Genomic DNA, 19,381 nt, shown 5'->3' with positions numbered 1-19,381 from the left:
GGCCCGATGCAAAGTCACCTGCAGATCAGTGCTTGATCACGTCGGCGCCAAACCACTTCTTGGCGATTTCTTCGGCCTTGCCGTCCTTCTTCATCTCGGCCAGCACGTCGTTGATCTTGTTGCGGGTGGCTTCGTCGTCCTTGCGGAAGCCCACGCCATAGTCTTCGGTGCCAAAGTCTTCGGCCAGCACCACATAGTTGTCAGGCTTCTTGGAGACCAGGTAACGGCCCACCACCTCGTCCACCACCACGACATCCAGGCGGCCGGCTTCCACATCCATCAGTGCAGCGATGTTGTCGCCAAACAGCTTGGTTTCCTTGAATTGAGAGGACAGTTCCTTGTCCTTTTCCATCGCGGTCACGGCGCTGGAGCCTTCCTGGGCACCCACGATCTTGCCAGCCATGTCGGCCTTGGTCTTGATCGGCGAGCCGGCCTTCACGATGATGATCTGCTTGTTGACCATGTAGGGGTCGGTGAAGAGGATCTTTTCCTTGCGCTCTTCCAGGATGGTCAGGCCATTCCACAGTGCGTCGACGCGCTTGCCCAGCAGCTCGGCTTCCTTGGCGTTCCAGTCGATGGGCTTGAATTCCACTTCGATGCCAGCGCGCTTGGCCGCTTCGCGGGCCATGTCGATGTCAAAACCCACGATTTCGTTCTTCTCGTCACGGAAACCCATCGGCGGGAAGTTGTCGTCCAGACCTACCACCAGCTTGGTGCTTGCAGCAGCAACAGGCGCAGGCGCGGGTGCTTCAGCCGCAGGCTTGGGCGCATCATTCTTGCCGCAAGCGGTGAGCAAGGCAGTCAGCGCCAGGGTGGCAACGAAAGAACGTTTTTTCATGTGTCTCAACCAAAGAGAAAGACAAAGTAAGTGCACTTGGCTTGATTTTTACAAGCGTCAGCGTGCAGGCGAATCGCGTATTGTCTCCGATCACACGAATTTCGTGTCGCTTATGGGGAAAACTCTGCCGGCCTAGTCGGACGTCAGCAAGCCGCTACGATGGCTGCCCCGGTCGCCCCCATGCGGCGATCCAGGTATCTCAAATTCACGGCTTTCACTGCCGCACGTGCAGGATTGACCGCACTGGCGCCCCCTATTTATGACCACCCTCTCGCCCGAACTGCGCAAGGCCTTTGAAGAAACCCAGTACCACGTACTGAACCAGGCCCCTTTCATCTTGCAGCTGGGCCAGGCCCAGGCGGCGCTCGGCGCGCTGTACCGGCAGCACCAGACCGATTGCAGCTGTTTCATCACCGCCTTCAACCCCATGGGCGAGCTGCTGGACAAGGACGAGAACATCGAGCGCCATGCCCAGTTGGGCCGCGCACTGGGCGTAGCCGGCTTTGCCGCGCTGCCCGCCGTTGCCCAGCACCCCGCCAATGGCTGGCCGGCCGAGCCGGGCTATCTGGTCATTGGCCTGGGCCGCGACGATGCCCAGCGCTGGGCGGCGCAGTGGGAGCAGCTGGCGGTGGTGTGGACCAGCGCCGACATGGTGCCCCAGCTGCTGGAAACCCGGGTGCCCGGCTGGATGCGCTGAGCCCCATTTGTTGACTGAGAGGAAAACCCATGCTGTTGATCATTGGTACCGTGCGCCTGCCCGCCGCCAACCTGGAACGCGCCCTGCCCGCCATGCGGGCGATGGTGGAAGCCTCACGCGCTGAAGCCGGCTGCCTGGAATACGGCTATGCCCAGGATGTGCTGGTGCCCGGGCTGATCCATGTCAAAGAGCTGTGGAGCGACCAGGCCGCGCTGGATGCGCATTTTGCCTCCAGCCATATCCAGGCCTGGCGCGCTGCCTGGCCTGCGCTGGAGATTGGCGACCGCGATTTGCGCGTCTATGATGTGGGCGCGCCGCGCAGCACCTGATGGTCAGCGGGCGCCGTCCTGTCCAACCACCCTCTTGCACTGCAATGTAGTGCCCGCGCCCATGCCTGAACTTCACAACTGGCTCGCCTTTGCTCTCATTTCCCTGGGCATGGTCCTGACGCCCGGGCCCAATATGGTCTATCTCATCTCCCGTTCGATATGCCAAGGGCGCGGCGCAGGCTTGATCTCGCTGGGCGGTGTGGCCCTGGGCTTTGTGTTCTACATGCTGTGCGCGGCGCTGGGCATCACCGCGCTGGTGATGGGCATCCCCTACGCCTACGACGCACTGCGCATTGGTGGCGCGTTGTACCTGCTGTACCTGGCCTGGCAGGCGGTCAAGCCCGGAGGGCGCTCCCCGTTCGAGCTGCGCCAGTTGCCGCAGGACAGCCCACGCAAGCTGTTTGCGATGGGTTTTCTGACTAACCTGCTCAACCCCAAGATTGCCGTGATGTACCTGTCACTGCTGCCGCAGTTCATCGATCCCGCCCACGGCAGCGTTTTTTCGCAGTCCCTGGTGCTGGGTTTCACTCAGATTGTGGTCAGCGTCAGCGTGAATGCCGCCATTGCGATGCTGGCCGGCTCGATCGCCGTGTTTCTGGCCAGCCGCCCCAGCTGGGTACAGATGCAGCGCTGGCTGATGGGCACCGTGCTCGCGGGCCTGGCGCTGCGCATGTTGACCGAGGCCCGCAAATAAAACAGGCGCCACAGCCCGGGGTGGGCGGCAGCGCCTGGCAGAAATCCGCATACCGGGTTCTGTTTACAGCTAGCTCACGTGAAAGCGCAGGTGCTCGTCGATAAAGCTCTGGATGAAGTAGTAGCCGTGGTCATAGCCGCCATGGCGGCGCAGGGTCAGCGGCTGGCCGACCTGGGCGCAGGCGGCTTCAAAGGCTTCGGGCAGCAGCTGCTTTTCCAGCAAGAACTTGTCGGCCAGGCCCTGGTCGACGAGGATGCCGGCCGGGTATGGCGCCTGCTTTTGCGCGGCCATCAGGGCGGTGGCATCGTGCTGCGCCCATTCGGCCTGGTTGTCGCCGAGGTAGCCGGCAAAGGCTTTCTGGCCCCAGGGGCAGTTAATGGGATTGGCAATCGGCGCAAAGGCCGAGACCGACTTGAACACGCCAGGGTGGCGCAGCGCCAGGGTCAGCGCGCCATGGCCGCCCATGCTGTGGCCAAAGATGCCCAGGCGTTGCAGGTCGATCGGCAGCTTGGCGCCCAACAGCGGCAGCAGGTCTTCAAGGATGTAGCTTTCCATGCGCCAGTGCAGCGCCCAGGGCTTGGCCGTGGCATCCAGGTAAAAACCGGCTCCCACGCCAAAATCCCAGCTCTCCGCTTCGCCAGGCAGGCCCGCGCCGCGCGGGCTGGTGTCGCAGGTGACCAGGGCCACGTTCAGCGAAGCCGCCAGGCGCTGCGCGCCGGCCTTGGTCATGAAGGTCTCTTCGGTACAGGTCAGGCCCGCCAGGTACAGCAGCGCGGGCACCTTCTCGCCCTCCACCGCCTTGGGCGGCAGAAACACCGAGAACTTCATCGCCAGGCCGATCTGGCTGGAGAAATGCTCATAAAAACGCTGGGCGCCGCCAAAGCAGGCATGGGCCGCCTGCAGCTTGAGGCTGGCTTGGGCTTCAGACATCGGAATTTCCTTCGGTAGGGGGTTGCGGGGATGCGGCCTGGGCGGCCGCTGCACGCAGCTTGTCTTTCTTGCTCATGCGCTTGCCCTTGATACCGCCATTGCCGGCATCTTCAGAAGGCGCATGCGCGGGCACGGCTTCGGTGACCGGGTACTGGTCCAGGGTCTGCAGCGCCACATTGAGCCCATTGCGCTTGGCAATCAGCTTCCAGTGCGCCAGGCTAGCGGGGGTCACCAGGCTGATGGCCAGGCCCGAGATACCGGCCCGGCCTGTACGGCCGATGCGGTGGGTGTAATCGGTGGGCGAGCGCGGCAGGTCGTAGTTGATGACCAGGGGCAGCGCCTCGACATGGATGCCACGTGCGGCCAGATCGGTGGTGACCAGCACCTGCCACTGGCTGCTGCGGAACTCCTGCAGCACCTGCTGGCGCGCGCCCTGGCTCAGCTCGCCATGGAAGGCGGTGGCGCTGATGCCCTTGTCATAGAGCTTGTTGGCCACATGCTCGGCACTGTAGCGGCTGGCCACAAACACCAGCATGCGCTGGCCGGTGTACTGGGTGACCAGCTCGCGCAGCCAGGCGGTGCGCTTGGCGGCATCGAGGTAGTAGGCCTCCTGCACGATGGTGGCATCCTGCAGGTGGGTCGATGCGATCTCCACTTTCTCATGCGTGGCACGCAGCAAGCTGGGCACCAGCGCCTGCACGGCCGGTGCAAAGGTGGCCGACAGCAGCAGGGTCTGGCGCTGCTCGCGCGCGGGCACCAGGGCCAGCACGCTTTGCAGCTCCTCGGCAAAGCCCAGGTCCATCAAGCGGTCAGCCTCATCCAGCACCAGGGTGCTGATGGTGTCCAGCCGCAGCTTGCTGTGTGCCACCACATCGAGCAGGCGCCCGGGCGTGGCAATCACCAGATCCACACCGCCGCGCAGGGCCAGCAGCTGGGGATTGATGGACACACCGCCGGTGAGCACGGCCACCTTGGGGCGGCGGCCCAGGGCCTCGCCAACAAAGTAGACCAGCTCGGCCACCTGGGTGGCCAGCTCGCGCGTGGGCACCAGGATCAAGGCCTGCGTCTCATGGCGGCCCGCCTGGCCTGCTGCATCACTGAGCATCCAGGCCTGCATCAGGGGCAGCACATAGGCTGCCGTCTTGCCCGAGCCGGTCGGCGCGCAGCCCAGCAGGTCACGCCCGTCCAGAATGGCCGGAATGGCTTGGGTCTGGATGGCCGTGGGTGCAATCAGGCCATGGGCCTGGGCAGCATGGGCCAGCGACGGAGCAAGGCCAAGAGAGGTAAAAGACATGGATTTCAATGGTGCGGGCCGGGCCGCAGGGACAACAAGCCTCGCATTGTCGCCCCTGGCACCGCTGCCAGCGCTGCGCAGGACTATTGCAGCACGTGCTGGCAGCCGGGCCGGCCACGTTCGGCCAGCAGTGCTTAGCTCGCGTAATTGACCACCGAGCGGATCGACTTGCCTTCATGCATCAGGTCGAAAGCCTCGTTGATCTTGGCCAGGCCCATGGTGTGGGTGACAAAGGGCTCGAGCTTGATCTTGCCGGCCATCGCGTCTTCCACCATGCCGGGCAGCTCGCTGCGGCCCTTGACGCCGCCAAAGGCCGTGCCCAGCCATTTGCGGCCGGTCACCAGCTGGAAAGGACGGGTGGAGATTTCCTGGCCCGCGCCTGCGACGCCGATGATCACGCTCTGGCCCCAGCCGCGGTGCGCGCATTCCAGCGCTGCCCGCATCACCTGGGTGCTGCCGATGCATTCAAAGCTGTGGTCCACGCCCCAGCCGGTCATCTCGACGATCACTTGCTGGATCGGCTTGTCGAAGTCCTTGGGGTTGATGCAGTCGGTCGCGCCAAAGGTCTTGGCCAGCTCGAACTTGCCGGGGTTGGTATCGACGGCAATGATGCGGCCGGCTTTGGCCAGCTGCGCGCCCTGGATCACCGCCAGACCGATGCCGCCCAGACCGAACACGGCCACGGTATCGCCCTCTTGCACCTTGGCGGTGTTCTTGACAGCGCCCAGGCCGGTGGTCACGCCACAGCCCAGCAGGCAGACCTGCTCGGGGTTGGCATCGGGGTTGACCTTGGCCAGCGACACTGCGGCCACCACGGTGTACTCGGAGAAGGTGGAGCAGCCCATGTAGTGGTAGATCGGCTCGCCGTTGTAGCTGAAGCGTGTGGTGCCATCGGGCATCACACCCTTGCCCTGGGTGGCGCGCACCGCCACGCAGAGGTTGGTCTTGCCGCTCTTGCAGAACAGACATTCGCCGCACTCTGCCGTGTACAGCGGGATCACATGGTCGCCTGGCTTGACGCTGGTGACGCCCTCGCCCACTTCCACCACAATGCCAGCGCCTTCATGGCCCAGCACCGCCGGGAAGATGCCTTCGGGGTCATCACCGCTCAGGGTGAAGGCATCCGTGTGGCACACGCCCGTGTGGGTGATCTTGACCAGCACTTCGCCCTTCTGGGGTGGCGCAACGTCGATCTCGACAATCTGCAAAGGCTCTCCGGCTTTGAAGGCAACAGCGGCGCGGGATTTCATGGGTGGACTCCTTGTAGGTCAAAAGATGGACAAATATTCATAACACGGGCGCTGCCCAGCCGCGAGACAGCGAGGAAGGGCCTACGCCGGCCGCGCCGCCCCACACCGAGGCTGTCGTCCCCCTGCCCGCATGGCACCGCCATGCGAGAGCGGGGGGAAGGCGCGCAGCGCCACAGGGGGGTGTTCATTTCAAGTACGAGCGCAGCAGCGACAACATTTCGTCAATGTCCGCCTGCGACGGCGCCGGCTGCTTGGCCATGGTCTCGCGCATATGGCCATCAAGCAAGTCGGCCATCAGGCCGTGTACGGCCCCGCGCATGGCGGCGAGCTGCTGCAGGATGGGGGCGCAATCACTGCCCGCCTCCACCGCCCGCTCCAAGGCCTCCGCCTGGCCTTTGATGCGGCGCAGGCGGGTGATGGCGCGGTGCTTGTCTTCAGCGTTATGGGGCATGGCAGGCGGTGTTCGCAACGGCGCAAAAGCACGCCAAACTCAGGTACTGGGCCAGAGTATAAATGCAATTTATAAAAACTACATATGAAAAATAGATGAAAACCCCAGGTACCCCCTGGGGGTATGCCGGATATCTAGGATGCACTCAGGCCGAGCAGGCACAAAAAAAAGACCGCAGCCTCGGCTGCGGTCTTGCGTGGGTGAGTGGCAACCGGTTTTAGCGCGGCAGATCGCTCCAGCCCATCAGGTACTCGTCGACGGCGCGCGCGGCCTGGCGGCCTTCGCGGATGGCCCAGACCACCAACGACTGGCCACGGCGCATGTCGCCAGCGGCAAACACCTTGTCCACATTGGTGGCGTAGCCGCCGGTGAAGTCGGTGGTCGCGCGGGCGTTGCCACGGGCGTCCTTGTCGACGCCAAAGGCTTCCAGCACGGGCGAGACGGGGTTCACAAAACCCATGGCCAGCAGCACCAGGTCGGCAGGCCATTCCTTTTCGGTGCCCTTGACTTCGCTCAGCTTGCCGTCCTTGAACTCGACCTGCACGGTGGTCAGGCTCTTGACCTTGCCCTTGTCGCCATTGAAGGTCTTGGTCGAAATCGCGAACTCACGCACAGCGCCTTCTTCGTGGCTGGAGCTGGTGCGCAGCTTGATCGGCCAGTAGGGCCAGACCAGGGGCTTGTTTTCCTCTTCGGGCGGCATGGGCATCACCTCGAACTGGGTGACGCTCTTGGCGCCGTGGCGGTTGCTGGTGCCCACGCAGTCGCTGCCGGTGTCGCCACCGCCGATGACGATGACGTCCTTGCCATCCGCACGGATCTGGCCCTTGATCTTGTCGCCGGCATTGATCTTGTTCTGCTGGGGCAGGAACTCCATCGCGTAGTGCACGCCATCCAGCTCACGGCCGGGCACGGGCAGATCGCGCGACTGCTCGGAGCCACCGGTCAGCAGCACCGCGTCAAACTCAGACTTGAGCTGCTCGGGCGAGACGGTTTCCTTGGCCCAGTTGGTGACCTTGCTGTCCTTGCCCAGGCCATCCTTGCCGGCCACCAGCACGCCGGTGCGGATGGTCACGCCTTCGGCTTCCAGCTGGGCAGCGCGGCGGTCGATGTGCAGCTTGTCGAGCTTGAAGTCAGGGATGCCGTAGCGCAGCAGGCCGCCGATGCGGTCGTTCTTTTCGAACAGGGTCACCGCATGGCCTGCACGGGCCAGCTGCTGGGCAGCGGCCATGCCGGCAGGGCCGGAGCCGACGACAGCCACTTTCTTGCCGCTCTGGTGCTTGGCGGGGCGCGCCTGCACCCAACCCTCTTCCCAAGCACGGTCAATGATGGCGTGCTCGATGGACTTGATGCCCACCGGGTCGTTGTTGATGTTCAGCACGCAGGCTGCTTCGCAAGGCGCGGGGCAGATGCGGCCGGTGAACTCGGGGAAGTTGTTGGTCGAGTCCAGCACATGAAAGGCTGCCGCCCAATCGGCGCGGTACACCAGATCGTTGAAATCCGGAATGATGTTGTTGACCGGGCAACCGCTGTTGCAGAACGGCGTGCCGCAGTCCATGCAACGTGCGCCTTGCTGCTTGGCCTGCTGCGAGTTCAGGCCAACAACAAATTCCTTGTAGTGCTTGAGGCGATCTTCAACGGGTGCATAACCCTCGTCGATACGCGCAAATTCCATAAAGCCTGTGACTTTTCCCATGATCGGATCTCTTGCTTGGCTGCTGCCCGCGCCGCGTTGGCGGGGACAGCAATCGTGGTCATTAATAAGGGGCTGGGTGCTTGGCGGCCAGGCCGCCATGGCCTCACTTTGCGGCGGCGTCCACACTCTTCTTGGCCGAGGTCTTGGCCTTGGCGACCTGCGCCTTGGCTTCGGCGCGGGCATGGATTTCACCCAGCGCGCGCTTGTACTCGGTCGGGAAGACCTTGACGAACTTGCTGCGCACCTCCGCCCAGTTGTCCAGCAGGTCACGGGCACGCTTGCTGCCCGTCCAGCGCAGGTGGTCGGCAAGCAGGCGCTTGAGCTGTGCTTCGTCCGTCTGGCCGTTGTGCCAGATGCCCTTGTCGATGCTGGCCTCTTGCTCGGACTGGCTCAGCACCTTGTCCAACGTGACCATCGTGGTGTTGCAGCGGCTGGCGAACTGGCCGTCCTCGTCATAGACGTAGGCCACACCGCCGCTCATACCGGCTGCAAAGTTGCGCCCGGTCTTGCCCAGCACCAGCACGGTACCGCCGGTCATGTATTCGCAACCATGGTCACCGGTGCCCTCGACCACCGCCGTGGCACCCGACAGGCGCACTGCAAAGCGCTCGCCGGCCACGCCGCTCAAGAAGGCCTCACCGGTGGTCGCGCCGTACATCACGGTGTTGCCCACGATGATGTTCTTGTGCGCTTCGCCACGGAAATCCAGGCTCGGGCGCACCACCACGCGGCCGCCGGACAGGCCCTTGCCGGTGTAGTCGTTCGCGTCACCGACCAGGTACAGGGTGATGCCGTTGCACAGGAAGGCGCCAAACGACTGGCCACCGGTGCCCTCGACACGGATGTGGATGGTGTCGTCGGGCAGGCCTTCGGCATGCACCTTGGTCACCGCGCCCGAGAGCATGGCGCCCACGGTGCGGTTCACATTGCGCACGGTCTCCAGGATCTTGACCCGCTCGCCCTTGTCGATGGCAGGACGCGACTTCTCGATCAGGATGTTGTCGAAGGCCTTTTCCAGACCATGGTCCTGGTTTTGTGTGTGGTACAGCGGCACATCGTCCGCCACTTCGGCACGGGCCAGCAGGCGGCCAAAGTCCAGGCCCTTGGCCTTCCAGTGGGTGATACCGGCCTTCATGTCCAGCAGGTCGGCACGACCCACCAGGTCGTCGAACTTGGAGATACCCAGCTGGGCCATGATCTGGCGCGCTTCTTCGGCGATGAAGAAGAAGAAGTTCACCACATGCTCGGGCTTGCCGCTGAATTTCTTGCGCAGCTCAGGATCTTGCGTGGCCACGCCCACCGGGCAGGTGTTGAGGTGGCACTTGCGCATCATGATGCAGCCTTCGACCACCAGCGGTGCGGTGGCAAAGCCGAACTCATCGGCGCCCAACAGCGCACCGATCACCACGTCGCGGCCGGTCTTCATCTGACCATCAGCCTGCACACGGATACGGCTGCGCAGGCCGTTGAGCACCAGGGTCTGCTGGGTTTCGGCCAGGCCGATTTCCCAAGGCGAACCCGCATGCTTGATCGACGACCAGGGCGATGCGCCCGTGCCGCCGTCATGGCCGGCGATCACCACATGGTCAGCCTTGCACTTGGCAACGCCGGCGGCAATCGTGCCCACACCGACTTCGGACACCAGCTTGACGCTGATCGACGAATGGGTAGCGACGTTCTTCAGGTCGTGGATCAGCTGGGCCAAGTCCTCGATCGAGTAGATGTCGTGGTGCGGCGGCGGCGAGATCAGGCCCACCCCAGGCACCGAGTAACGCTGCTTGCCGATGTACTCGGTCACCTTGCCGCCAGGCAACTGGCCGCCTTCACCGGGCTTGGCACCCTGCGCCATCTTGATCTGGATCTGGTCCGCAGAGGCCAGGTACTCGGCCGTCACACCAAAGCGGCCCGATGCCACTTGCTTGATGCGCGAGCGCAGGCTGTCGCCGTCTTGCAGCACGTAGTCGGATTCGATCTGGTCCTTGCCGATGATCGACGCCAGCGACTCGCCCTGCTTGATCGGGATGCCCTTGAGCTCGTTGCGGTAACGGGCGGGGTCTTCACCGCCCTCGCCGGTGTTGCTCTTGCCGCCGATGCGGTTCATCGCCACGGCCAGGGTGACGTGGGCTTCGGTGCTGATCGAGCCCAGCGACATGGCGCCGGTGGCAAAGCGTTTGACGATCTCGGCCGCCGATTCGACCTGCTCGACCGGGATGGCCTTGGCAGGGTCGATCTTGAACTCGAACAGGCCGCGCAGGGTCATGTGGCGCTTGCTCTGGTCGTTGATCAGCTGCGCGTATTCCTTGTAGGTGTTGAAGCTGTTGGCGCGGGTCGAGTGCTGCAGCTTGGCAATCGCATCGGGGCTCCACATATGCTCTTCACCACGGGCACGCCAGGCGTATTCGCCACCGGTGTCCAGCATGGTGGCCAGCACCGGGTCGTTGCCAAAGGCTGCCTTGTGGCGGCGGATGGCTTCTTCACCAATTTCGAACACGCCCAGGCCTTCGACGCGGCTGGAGGTGCCGGTGAAGTACTTGTCGATGGTTTCGCTGTTGATGCCGACCGCTTCGAACAGCTGCGCACCGCAGTAAGACATGTAGGTGGACACACCCATCTTCGACATGATCTTGGACAGACCCTTGCCGATGGCCTTGATGTAGTTGTAGATCGCCTTGTCTGCCGACAGATCGCCAGGCAGGTGCTTGTGGATCGAGGTGATCGTTTCCAGCGCCAGGTAGGGGTGCACGGCTTCGGCACCGTAGCCGGCCAGCACGCCGAAGTGGTGCACTTCGCGGGCGGTGCCGGTTTCCACCACCAGACCGCAGGCCGTACGCAGGCCTTCGCGGATCAGGTGCTGGTGGATGGCAGACAGCGCCAGCAGTGCCTGGATGGCCACGCGGTCCTTGCTGACACCCTTGTCGCTGATGATCAGGATGTTGTTGCCAGTCTTGATCGCATCAACCGCTTGTGCGCACAGCGATGCCAGGCGCGCTTCCACGCCTTCACTGCCCCATTCCAGCGGGTAGGTGATGTCGAGCACGGCCGAGCTGAACTTGCCTGCGGTGTGCGAGCGGATATTGCGCAGCTTCACCATGTCGCTGAAGTCCAGCACCGGCTGGGTCACTTCCAGACGCAGCGGCGGGTTCACCTGGTTGATGTCCAGCAGGTTGGGCTTGGGGCCGATGAAGGACACCAGGCTCATCACGATCGCTTCACGGATCGGATCGATCGGCGGGTTGGTCACCTGCGCGAACATCTGGCGGAAGTAGTTGTACAGCGGCTTGTTCTTGTCCGACAGCACAGCCAGCGGGCTGTCATTGCCCATCGAGCCAATGCCTTCTTCGCCGTTGGCAGCCATCGGGCTCATCAGGAACTTGATGTCTTCCTGGGTGTAGCCAAAGGCCTGCTGCAGGTCCAGCAGCTCAGGCGACTTTTGCTCATCAGCAATCGCACCGAACTCTTGCGAAGCCTTGGCCTGCTGGTCCACCTGCGATTCGCCAGCCACGGGCTTGACCACATCGTCCAGGCGGATGCGCAGGTCTTCGATCCAGCGCATGTAAGGCTTGGCATTGGTCAGCGAGGACTTGACTTCTTCGTCGTCAATCAAACGGCCCTGGTCCAGATCGATCAGGAACATCTTGCCAGGCTGCAGGCGCCACTTGCGCACGATCTTGTGCTCGGGCACGGGCAGCACGCCCGATTCGGAGCCCATGATGACGAAGTCATCGTCGGTCACACAGTAACGGGCAGGACGCAGGCCGTTGCGGTCCAGGGTAGCGCCAATCTGGCGGCCATCGGTGAACACGATCGATGCGGGGCCATCCCAGGGCTCGATCATCGCGGCATGGTATTCGTAGAATGCGCGGCGGCGCGAATCCATCGTGGCGTGCTGCTCCCAAGGCTCGGGGATCATCATCATCACCGCCTGGGCCAGCGGGTAGCCCGCCATGGTCAGCAGCTCCAGGCAGTTGTCGAAGGTGGCCGTGTCGGACTGGTGCGCAAAGCTGATCGGGTAGAGCTTTTGCAGGTCGTTGCCCAGCACCGGCGAGCTCATCACGCCTTCGCGGGCGCGCATCCAGTTGTAGTTGCCCTTGACGGTGTTGATTTCACCGTTATGCGCCACATAGCGGTAAGGGTGGGCCAGCGGCCATTCGGGGAAGGTGTTGGTCGAGAAGCGCTGGTGCACCAGGCCCAGCGCCGAGACGCAGCGCTCATCTTCCAGATCACGGAAGTAGGTGCCCACTTGATCGGCCAGCAGCAGACCCTTGTAGATCACGGTGCGGCTGCTCATGCTGGGCACGTAGTACTCTTTGCTGTACTTGAGCTGCAGGTTCTGGATCGCCGCGCTGGCGGTCTTGCGGATCACATACAGCTTGCGCTCCAGCGCATCCTGCACGATCACATCGGCGCCACGGCCGATGAACACCTGGCGGATGACCGGCTCTTTCTCGCGCACGGTGGGCGACATCGGCATTTCGCGGTTGACCGGCACATCGCGCCAGCCCAACAGCACCTGGCCTTCGGCCTTGATGGCGCGCTCCAGCTCTTCCTCGCAAGCCAGACGCGATGCATGTTCCTTGGGCAGGAACACCATGCCCACGCCGTATTCGCCAAACGGAGGCAGCTTGACGCCCTGGGCGGCCATCTCGTCGCGGTAGAGCGCATCGGGCAGCTGGATCAGGATACCGGCGCCATCACCCATCAGCTTGTCGGCACCCACCGCACCCCGGTGGTCCAGGTTCTCCAGAATCTTCAGAGCCTGGGTCACGATGGCATGGCTCTTCTGGCCCTTGATGTGGGCCACAAAACCGACGCCGCAGGCATCGTGTTCCAGAGTCGGGTCATACAGACCCTGAGCTTGCATCTGCTCGCGTGCGGTAGCCGACATGGCGCAATCCTTCAAATAATCTATCGCGGGAAGGTCAATGTAGAGCAGCTGGCAATACCCGAGCAAGATTTTTATTTAGGGTCAGATACCAATTATTTTCAAATGATTTTTCTCAACAATTAATTGGGGTCATATTTAAATTGGCAAAATTATCGTTGATTTATATGACATTTTTAATTCATTCGTCGGAGGGACCTAGCAGACGGGGACGACCCGCACTCTTTTTGTGCAGCCTGCGCACCGTTTTGGACTGCAGAGATTGCACAAAGTCCTCACTGCCCATCGCCCAGCCGCCCTGTACCGCATCGGTTAGCGCACCCGACTCGCGTTGCGACAGGCCATAGGCCAGCATCTGGGCATAGCGGGCCTCCCGCGCAAAGGGGGTGTTGCCCAAGGCCCAGAAAGCCGCCGGATCGCGCAACCAAGCCATTGGTTTTGCACCTAAATGGTGCGCACAGCTGGACCAGGGGTAGTCTTCCGCCTTGGCGACCAGGCCTGCGCGCTGCGGGTTGGAATCGATATAGATGATGCATTGCAGCAACGGCTCGGCCGGTTCGACCACCGTCGAGCGGTAGCGCCCTTCCCACAAAGTGCCGCTGCGCCCGTGCCGGGCATTGAAATAGCGCACATAGGCCCGGCCCAGCGCCTGCATCAGCAACGGCAGGCCCTGTTCGGTCTGGGGTGTTATCAGCAGATGAAAGTGGTTGGGCATCAGCACAAAGGCGTGCACTGCCACCAGATGGGTCTGCGCCAGCTGGCGCAGCAAATCGCTGAAGTGCTGGAAATCCTCGTCATCGACAAAGACCGTCTGCCGGTTGTTGCCCCGGTGCAGCACATGGTGCGGCATGTCAGGAAGACTGAGTCGGGGAAGGCGGGCCATGGTGAAAACGTCGGCAAAGGACGGCAGAGGAAAAGCCGCTCCATTATCAACGCTCTGCTGATAGGGCACTTGCACGCCTGTCCGCTATGATCCAACTGGTAAATAATCCAATAACCAGGGAGATTGAATCACCATGCGCCTTTCTTCTTTAGCGATTGCGTCCTTGCTGGTCTTCAGCGCCAACAGCTGGGCTGCGCGCGATTTCACACCCCAAGCGGGCACCTGGATCGTCAGCAGCGAAATCGATGGTAAGCCTGGCCGTGGTCTGGCCATCGATGTGCAAGGCAACACCTTTTTCATGCAGGTGTTTGGCTATGAGAAAAATGGCGATGCCACTTTCTACACAGCCACCGGGCAGTTGGACGGCAACAGCATCACCGCCCCACTCGTCCGTTACACCGGCGGGCGCAGCTTTGGCAGCGAGGCGCGTGATGGCGTGGAAGACAGTTCGCCCGGTGATGTGACCGTGTCCTTCAGCAATGGGCTCAAAGGCAGCGTGCAGTTTCCCGGCGAAGCACCCGCAGCGATGGAGCGCTTTGCAATCAAGGAATTCACGCCGAGCATCAGCAACCCGCTCGCACAGGTGGGCCAACGCGGCCTGCATCTGCTGATATTGGACAAGGATCTGCAGTTCAAGCAGTACCGCAGTGCAATGCTTCAGCGCGATGGCCAAGGGCAGCCGGTGCTGGTGGAACATCCTGGCTCGTCTGCAATGGGAAATGTCCTTCCTTGCAGCCTCGAACCCGACGAAGGCCAGTTTGTCTGCAGCGCTGCTGACAGCGGCAGCGATATCGACAGTCTGCGCTTCCGAATGGTGGGCGGCCAGTTGGCAGGCCAAATCACGATGAAAGAGACGCCAACGCAGCAGCTCACGGTGATCGGGCAAAGCGATTCTGCAATGGACTCAGGCCTCCGTGAGCGTCAGCAGCAAAACTACTGGTACATCGTGGTTCCCGGCGCGACCGTGACGGGTATAGTCACCACGCACAGCCACCAATTGATGCCCGTCAATGGCACCTGGATGGTGCAGGATGAGCTGACCGGCAAGCCAGGGCGCGGACTGGCGCTGGACGTGCAGAACTCCACGATGGTGCTGCAAGTCTTCAACTACAGCGCCAATGGCCAGCCCACCTTCCATATGGGCAGCGGAACCTACGGCAGCGCCGGACCAGATACCTTGGCGTCGCGGGCCGAGTTTGCACTGAACCAGTATGCGGGTGGACGCAGCCTGGGCGGCCCTGCCCAATCGGCGCACCCGGTGGCAGACGCGGGCCCAGTGCGCATCGATTTGGCACTGAACCGCGAGCAACCCACGCCCCACTTTTCTCAGCGCGGCACCGTCACCTTCCCGGGAGAAGCGCCCAAAGCCATCGTGCGCATGCGACTGGACAACCAGCCCTCGCTGGCCGACAAGCTGTTTGGCGAGTGGTATATGCCGGCGCAAGACATCCATCTGGTGTTCAACCAGGAAAGCAACGGCGTAGTGACCTCCTCCGATGGCTCGGTGCGCTGCGAGCAAAAGGATCCGACACGTGTTGATTTGGTGTCCTGCAACAAGGTCAGCACCGGGGTCGATGGGACCACCAACACTGTCCTTTCATTAATGCTGCCCCTGCTGAACCAGGGCAGCAACTGGATCCAGATCCGCGACCGTTTCGGCAACCTGCAAGGCCTGGGCAATATCGACTAAGCCTCTTACAGCAGCACCCACAACGACAAAAGGCCATCCGCCCACGGCAGATGGCCTTTCTCTATCTCAGCCTTGCAGCTTAGAAGCGGTAACGCGCCACCAGTTGCACTGAGCGCGGCGCGCCCGGCAGGTTCAGGTTGGGCGAGGAGCCGTGGCCGGCCACGATGTAGCGCTTGTCCAGCAGGTTGTTGAGCTTGAGCTGCAGGTCCACGTTGTTCAGGCGGTAGTAGGCCATGGCATCCAGGGTGACGTAGCCCGGTAGCACAACGGTATTGCCAGGGTTGGCAAAACGCGCGCCGACATAGTTGATGCCGCCACCGGCGCCAAAGCCATGGCCCAGGGCCTTGGTTACCCAGATATTGGCGCTGTGCTTGGGCGTCAGGGTGGCGCGCTTGCCTTCCACGGCCTGGCCAGCGTCAACAGCTGGCGACGAGGTCATCTCGCTCAGCAGGTAGGCATAGCCCGACCAGATCTGCCAGCCCTGGGACAGGTCACCGGCAAAGCTCAGCTCCAGGCCCCGGCTGCGCTGCACGCCCAGCGGCACCAGGGTGTTGCTGACGGGGTCCACGCTCTTGATATTGGTGCGCTCGATCTCGAACAGCGCAGCATTGGCGCTGGCCTTGCCGTCGAGTAGATCCCACTTCACACCCACCTCGCGGCTGGTGGTCTTCTCAGGCGCCAGCTGGGCATTGTTGGCCGCCAGCGCAAAGGTTTCACCCGAGGGCTGGAAGGACTTGCTGAACGACACGTAGTACGACAGCGCATTGCTGGGCTGGTAGACGAGGCCGACGCGCGGGCTCCAGGCCACATCGGTACGGCCCAGGTTGACACTGCCTGGCGTGTAGTTGTCGGTTTCCTGGCGGAAGCGGTCATAGCGCACGCCGGCCAGCAGCTTCCATTCCGGGGCCAGGGTCACCATGTCCTGCACATAGGCGCTGGCCACGCTGAAGACGCTGTCGTTGTTGGCCGACGGTGCAGCCGTCAGCACCGGCGAGACGACGGGCAGCACCGGGTTGAACAGCGACACCGTGCCCACATTGTTCTGGTTGATGCTCAGCAGGCCCTTGTTCTGGCGGCCCAACTCCAGCCCGTACAGCACCTGGTGCTGCATGCCCGCCAAGTCCAGCTTCTGCGTCAGTTCCAGCTGGTTGAAAAAGCCGTGCTCGTCGCGCTCCAGATGGCCACGGTTGAGGGTCGCCGTCTGCGCCTTCTCGTTGACCGAGCCGACCAGGGTGTTGCTGCGGTCCAGCGTGTAGTCGTAGTAGCGCAGCACATTGCGCAGGCTCAGGCTGTCGTTGAAGCGGTGGCTCAAGGTGGCCGAGGCCGAGTACACCTCCGAGGTGCTGACATCGGTATCGCGTGCATTGGCCGCGCCATAGTAGGTGCGGGGCGACACATTCACCGGGCGGCCCTGGAAGGCGGGGATACCGAAGTCGGTCAGGCGGCTGTCCTTGAGGTAGTCGGCCTGCAGCAGCAGCTGCGTGTCCGCGCTGAACTTGAACTGCACCGAGCCGGCCAGCGCTTTGCGGTCCAGAAACTGCTGGTCGCGGTAGCTGTCAGCGCGCTCGATGGCGCCGGTCAGGCGGTAGGAGACGATGCTGTCCTGCGGCGCGCGTGCCAGGTCAAACTCGCCCCGGCGCTGGTTCCAGCTGCCCAGGGTCAGGCCCACTTCGCTGCGGTCAATGCCGGGCTTCTTGGTGATGCGGTTGATCAAGCCACCCGAAGAGCCCCGGCCGTACAGCACCGATGCCGGGCCCTTGAGCACTTCGACCTGCTCGACATTGGACAGGTCACGGAAGTACAGCGCGTCATCGCGCACGCCATCGACAAACTGGTCGGCAATGGCGGAGAAGCCCCGGATCGTCACCTGGTCGCGCTGGCCATCGCCATGCGACAGGCCAATGCCGGGCACGGCCTTGAGCACGTCCTGCATCGACTGCACGGCCTGGTCGCGCATCAGCTGCTGGGGCACCACGTTCACGGTTTGCGGGATATCGCGCAAAGGCGCTTCAATCTTCGTGGCGCTCTTGGCCGTGGGCGCTGCATAGCCCACGTCCGCTGCGGTACCGCCCTGCACGCGCACTTCCTGCAAGGTCGTCTCAGCCGGCGCTTGCTGCGCCGCTGCATAGCCCGCGCACAGCAGGGCCACTGCTGCCACCACGGGTTGGTTTTTGAAAGCCATTCCAGTTCCTTTTATTGCCTTGGTATGTGTTCGGTCTGGCTGTACCGCATGGGATATCCGCACTCTGGTTGGCTACCACCGTGAAAAAGCTCGCACATCTTAAAGAGGAAAATGGTTCTCATTTACATATCTTTAAGAATGGGATACATAGAGGCGACAAAGCCACAGCAGGCGGTTTGTTAAGACTTCTTCAGGTTTTCTTAAGAAATGGCTGAAACGCAGTACGGAGGCAGGCTGCACGCGATCGCAGCCCAAGCATGGCGCGGCGCAGAGCCACCGAATCCCGCCCTCAGGCAAGGGCTAACCGGGCTGCGTCAGGGCGCAGCTCAGCCGGCACCCGGCGGCGCCATGAAGCAAAGAAGAGGAAATAAGGAGCCGCGCCTGCGTCTCAGCGTGGCGCCAGCTTGCCGCCAATGCCCCGGCCCGCCTGGTAGCCCAACAGGCCCGAAACGCGCCCGGCCGCCTGCAACAGCTGGGGCAGCAGCTCGCCCTGCATGATCTCGGGCGTGGTGCGGTTGGCCTGGCCGCTGATGTTCATCGCAGCGACGACCTGGCCGCTGGCATTGCGGATGGGGGCAGCGACCGAGGTGAGGCCCTCTTCCAGCTCCTGGTTGAGCAGGCACCAGCCCTGCGCGCGCACCTGGGCCAACTCGGTCAGCAGCTGGGCATCGTCCTGAATGGTGAAACGGGTGAACATCGTGCGGTCACGGCCATCGAGCAAGGGCTGCAGCTCCTGCTCCGGAAGCTCGGCCAGCAGCACCCGGCCCAGCGAGGTCCAGAAACTCGGCAGGCGCGAGCCCATGCCCAGGTTGGTGCTCATGATCTTGTGCGTGTGCACGCGCAAAACGTAGACAACGTCCTGGCCATCGAGCACGGCAATGGAGCAGGACTCATGCGTCTGCTCGACCAATGCGTCCATCACCGGCTGGGCCAGGTTCCAGACCGGCATCGACGACAGATAGGCAAAGCCCAGATCCAGGATGCGCGGCGTGAGCGCAAACAAACGGCCCTCCACCCGCACATAGCCCAAGGTCTGCAGGGTCAGCAGAATGCGGCGCGCCCCGGCCCGCGTCATGCCCGTGGCCTCGGCCACTTCCGTCAAGGTCTGGCGGGGCGCTGCAGCGCCAAAGCTGCGGATGACCTCCAGCCCGCGCGCGAAGGACTGCACATAGCTGTCGCTGGGGCGGAGGGTCGGGTCTTCTTCTTTCATAGGCCGCAATCTTGGTCGTTGGCGTGGAGCGGGTCCCTGGCAATACAAAAGCAAATCGCAGGGACATCGGGTAGCGGATTATCAGGCAGTCTATAATTCTTTTAGCGAACTAATGTTCTATATACGAACATTTTTACTAAGAGCCCCGGAGAGGTTCTGCAAAGCCCTCGCCAAGCGGGATGGACGCGGATCGGGATGAGATGCAAGGCGTCTTTTGCAGTCAATAGCCTGCTATTGACAAGAAAGACAACGCAGCAGATCGCCCGAGCCCGCGTGCAGACCACGGCAGGGAGTTTTGCAGAAGCTCCCTAAGGGCCGCTGATTCCTCTGATGTAGCGCCAGCCTGCGAGTCGGCATT

14 protein-coding genes are annotated in these 19,381 nt (G+C 62.7%); 4 read left to right on the top strand and 10 right to left on the bottom strand.

The genetic code is table 11. The features are described 5' to 3' along the window. Positions 1–25: 25 nt before the first annotated feature. A complete protein-coding gene (locus LPW39_RS00820) occupies positions 26–838 on the bottom strand; it encodes an amino acid ABC transporter substrate-binding protein (protein WP_230770536.1) in 813 nt (270 codons plus the stop codon). A gap of 259 nt (positions 839–1,097) precedes the next feature. On the opposite strand from LPW39_RS00820, the gene LPW39_RS00815 reads away from it, so the two are divergent. The 3 genes from LPW39_RS00815 to LPW39_RS00805 all read left to right on the top strand — a co-directional run bounded on the left by LPW39_RS00815 (position 1,098) and on the right by LPW39_RS00805 (position 2,558). Continuing rightward, positions 1,098–1,535 (top strand): DUF3293 domain-containing protein, encoded by a 438-nt coding sequence (locus tag LPW39_RS00815; RefSeq protein ID WP_230770535.1) that lies wholly within the window; start codon positions 1,098–1,100, stop codon positions 1,533–1,535. A 29-nt stretch (positions 1,536–1,564) separates the two neighbouring features. Next, complete coding sequence (locus tag LPW39_RS00810; RefSeq protein ID WP_230770534.1) at positions 1,565–1,864, top strand: putative quinol monooxygenase; 300 nt, start codon at positions 1,565–1,567, stop codon at positions 1,862–1,864. A gap of 61 nt (positions 1,865–1,925) precedes the next feature. After that, a complete protein-coding gene (locus LPW39_RS00805) occupies positions 1,926–2,558 on the top strand; it encodes a LysE family translocator (protein WP_230770533.1) in 633 nt (210 codons plus the stop codon). A 69-nt stretch (positions 2,559–2,627) separates the two neighbouring features. Here the strand turns inward: LPW39_RS00805 and fghA are convergent, their stop codons facing one another. From fghA to LPW39_RS00770, 7 genes are all read right to left on the bottom strand, one after another. Next, entirely contained in the window at positions 2,628–3,488 is an 861-nt protein-coding gene (fghA, locus tag LPW39_RS00800) for an S-formylglutathione hydrolase (RefSeq protein ID WP_230770532.1), read from the bottom strand. Continuing rightward, complete coding sequence (locus LPW39_RS00795) at positions 3,481–4,782, bottom strand: DEAD/DEAH box helicase (protein WP_230770531.1); 1,302 nt, start codon at positions 4,780–4,782, stop codon at positions 3,481–3,483. Before LPW39_RS00795 ends, fghA begins: the two co-directional genes overlap by 8 nt. Positions 4,783–4,916: 134 nt before the next feature. After that, the gene (locus LPW39_RS00790) at positions 4,917–6,032 is read right to left on the bottom strand and encodes an S-(hydroxymethyl)glutathione dehydrogenase/class III alcohol dehydrogenase (RefSeq protein WP_230770528.1); all 1,116 of its coding nucleotides are present in this window, start codon (positions 6,030–6,032) and stop codon (positions 4,917–4,919) included. 184 nt (positions 6,033–6,216) lie between these two features. After that, on the bottom strand, positions 6,217–6,483 hold the full coding sequence (locus LPW39_RS00785; protein WP_021026096.1) for a metal/formaldehyde-sensitive transcriptional repressor: 267 nt from the start codon (positions 6,481–6,483) through the stop codon (positions 6,217–6,219). Between the two features lie 217 nt (positions 6,484–6,700). Continuing rightward, positions 6,701–8,176: a glutamate synthase subunit beta gene (locus LPW39_RS00780; protein WP_230770527.1), complete on the bottom strand. Its 1,476-nt coding sequence runs from the start codon at positions 8,174–8,176 to the stop codon at positions 6,701–6,703. A 103-nt stretch (positions 8,177–8,279) separates the two neighbouring features. Continuing rightward, the gene (locus LPW39_RS00775; protein ID WP_230770525.1) at positions 8,280–13,061 is read right to left on the bottom strand and encodes a glutamate synthase-related protein; all 4,782 of its coding nucleotides are present in this window, start codon (positions 13,059–13,061) and stop codon (positions 8,280–8,282) included. A 178-nt stretch (positions 13,062–13,239) separates the two neighbouring features. After that, positions 13,240–13,941 (bottom strand): transposase, encoded by a 702-nt coding sequence (locus tag LPW39_RS00770; RefSeq protein WP_230770524.1) that lies wholly within the window; start codon positions 13,939–13,941, stop codon positions 13,240–13,242. 133 nt (positions 13,942–14,074) lie between these two features. Here LPW39_RS00770 and LPW39_RS00765 point away from each other — a divergent pair, with 133 nt between their 5' ends. Further along, a complete protein-coding gene (locus LPW39_RS00765; RefSeq protein ID WP_230770522.1) occupies positions 14,075–15,631 on the top strand; it encodes a hypothetical protein in 1,557 nt (518 codons plus the stop codon). Positions 15,632–15,710: 79 nt separating this feature from the next. Here the strand turns inward: LPW39_RS00765 and LPW39_RS00760 are convergent, their stop codons facing one another. Continuing rightward, positions 15,711–17,813 (bottom strand): TonB-dependent receptor, encoded by a 2,103-nt coding sequence (locus LPW39_RS00760; RefSeq protein WP_230770521.1) that lies wholly within the window; start codon positions 17,811–17,813, stop codon positions 15,711–15,713. Between the two features lie 388 nt (positions 17,814–18,201). Next, positions 18,202–19,023, bottom strand: a complete 822-nt coding sequence (locus tag LPW39_RS00755; RefSeq protein WP_230770520.1) for an IclR family transcriptional regulator domain-containing protein — start codon at positions 19,021–19,023, stop codon at positions 18,202–18,204. Positions 19,024–19,381: the final 358 nt, after the last annotated feature.

The organism is Comamonas koreensis, assembly GCF_021026195.1.
GTDB classification, from domain to species: Bacteria; Pseudomonadota; Gammaproteobacteria; order Burkholderiales; family Burkholderiaceae_C; genus Comamonas; species Comamonas koreensis.
Note: the sequence above shows the minus strand (reverse complement) of the source record. Positions and strands in the feature narration are given on the sequence as shown.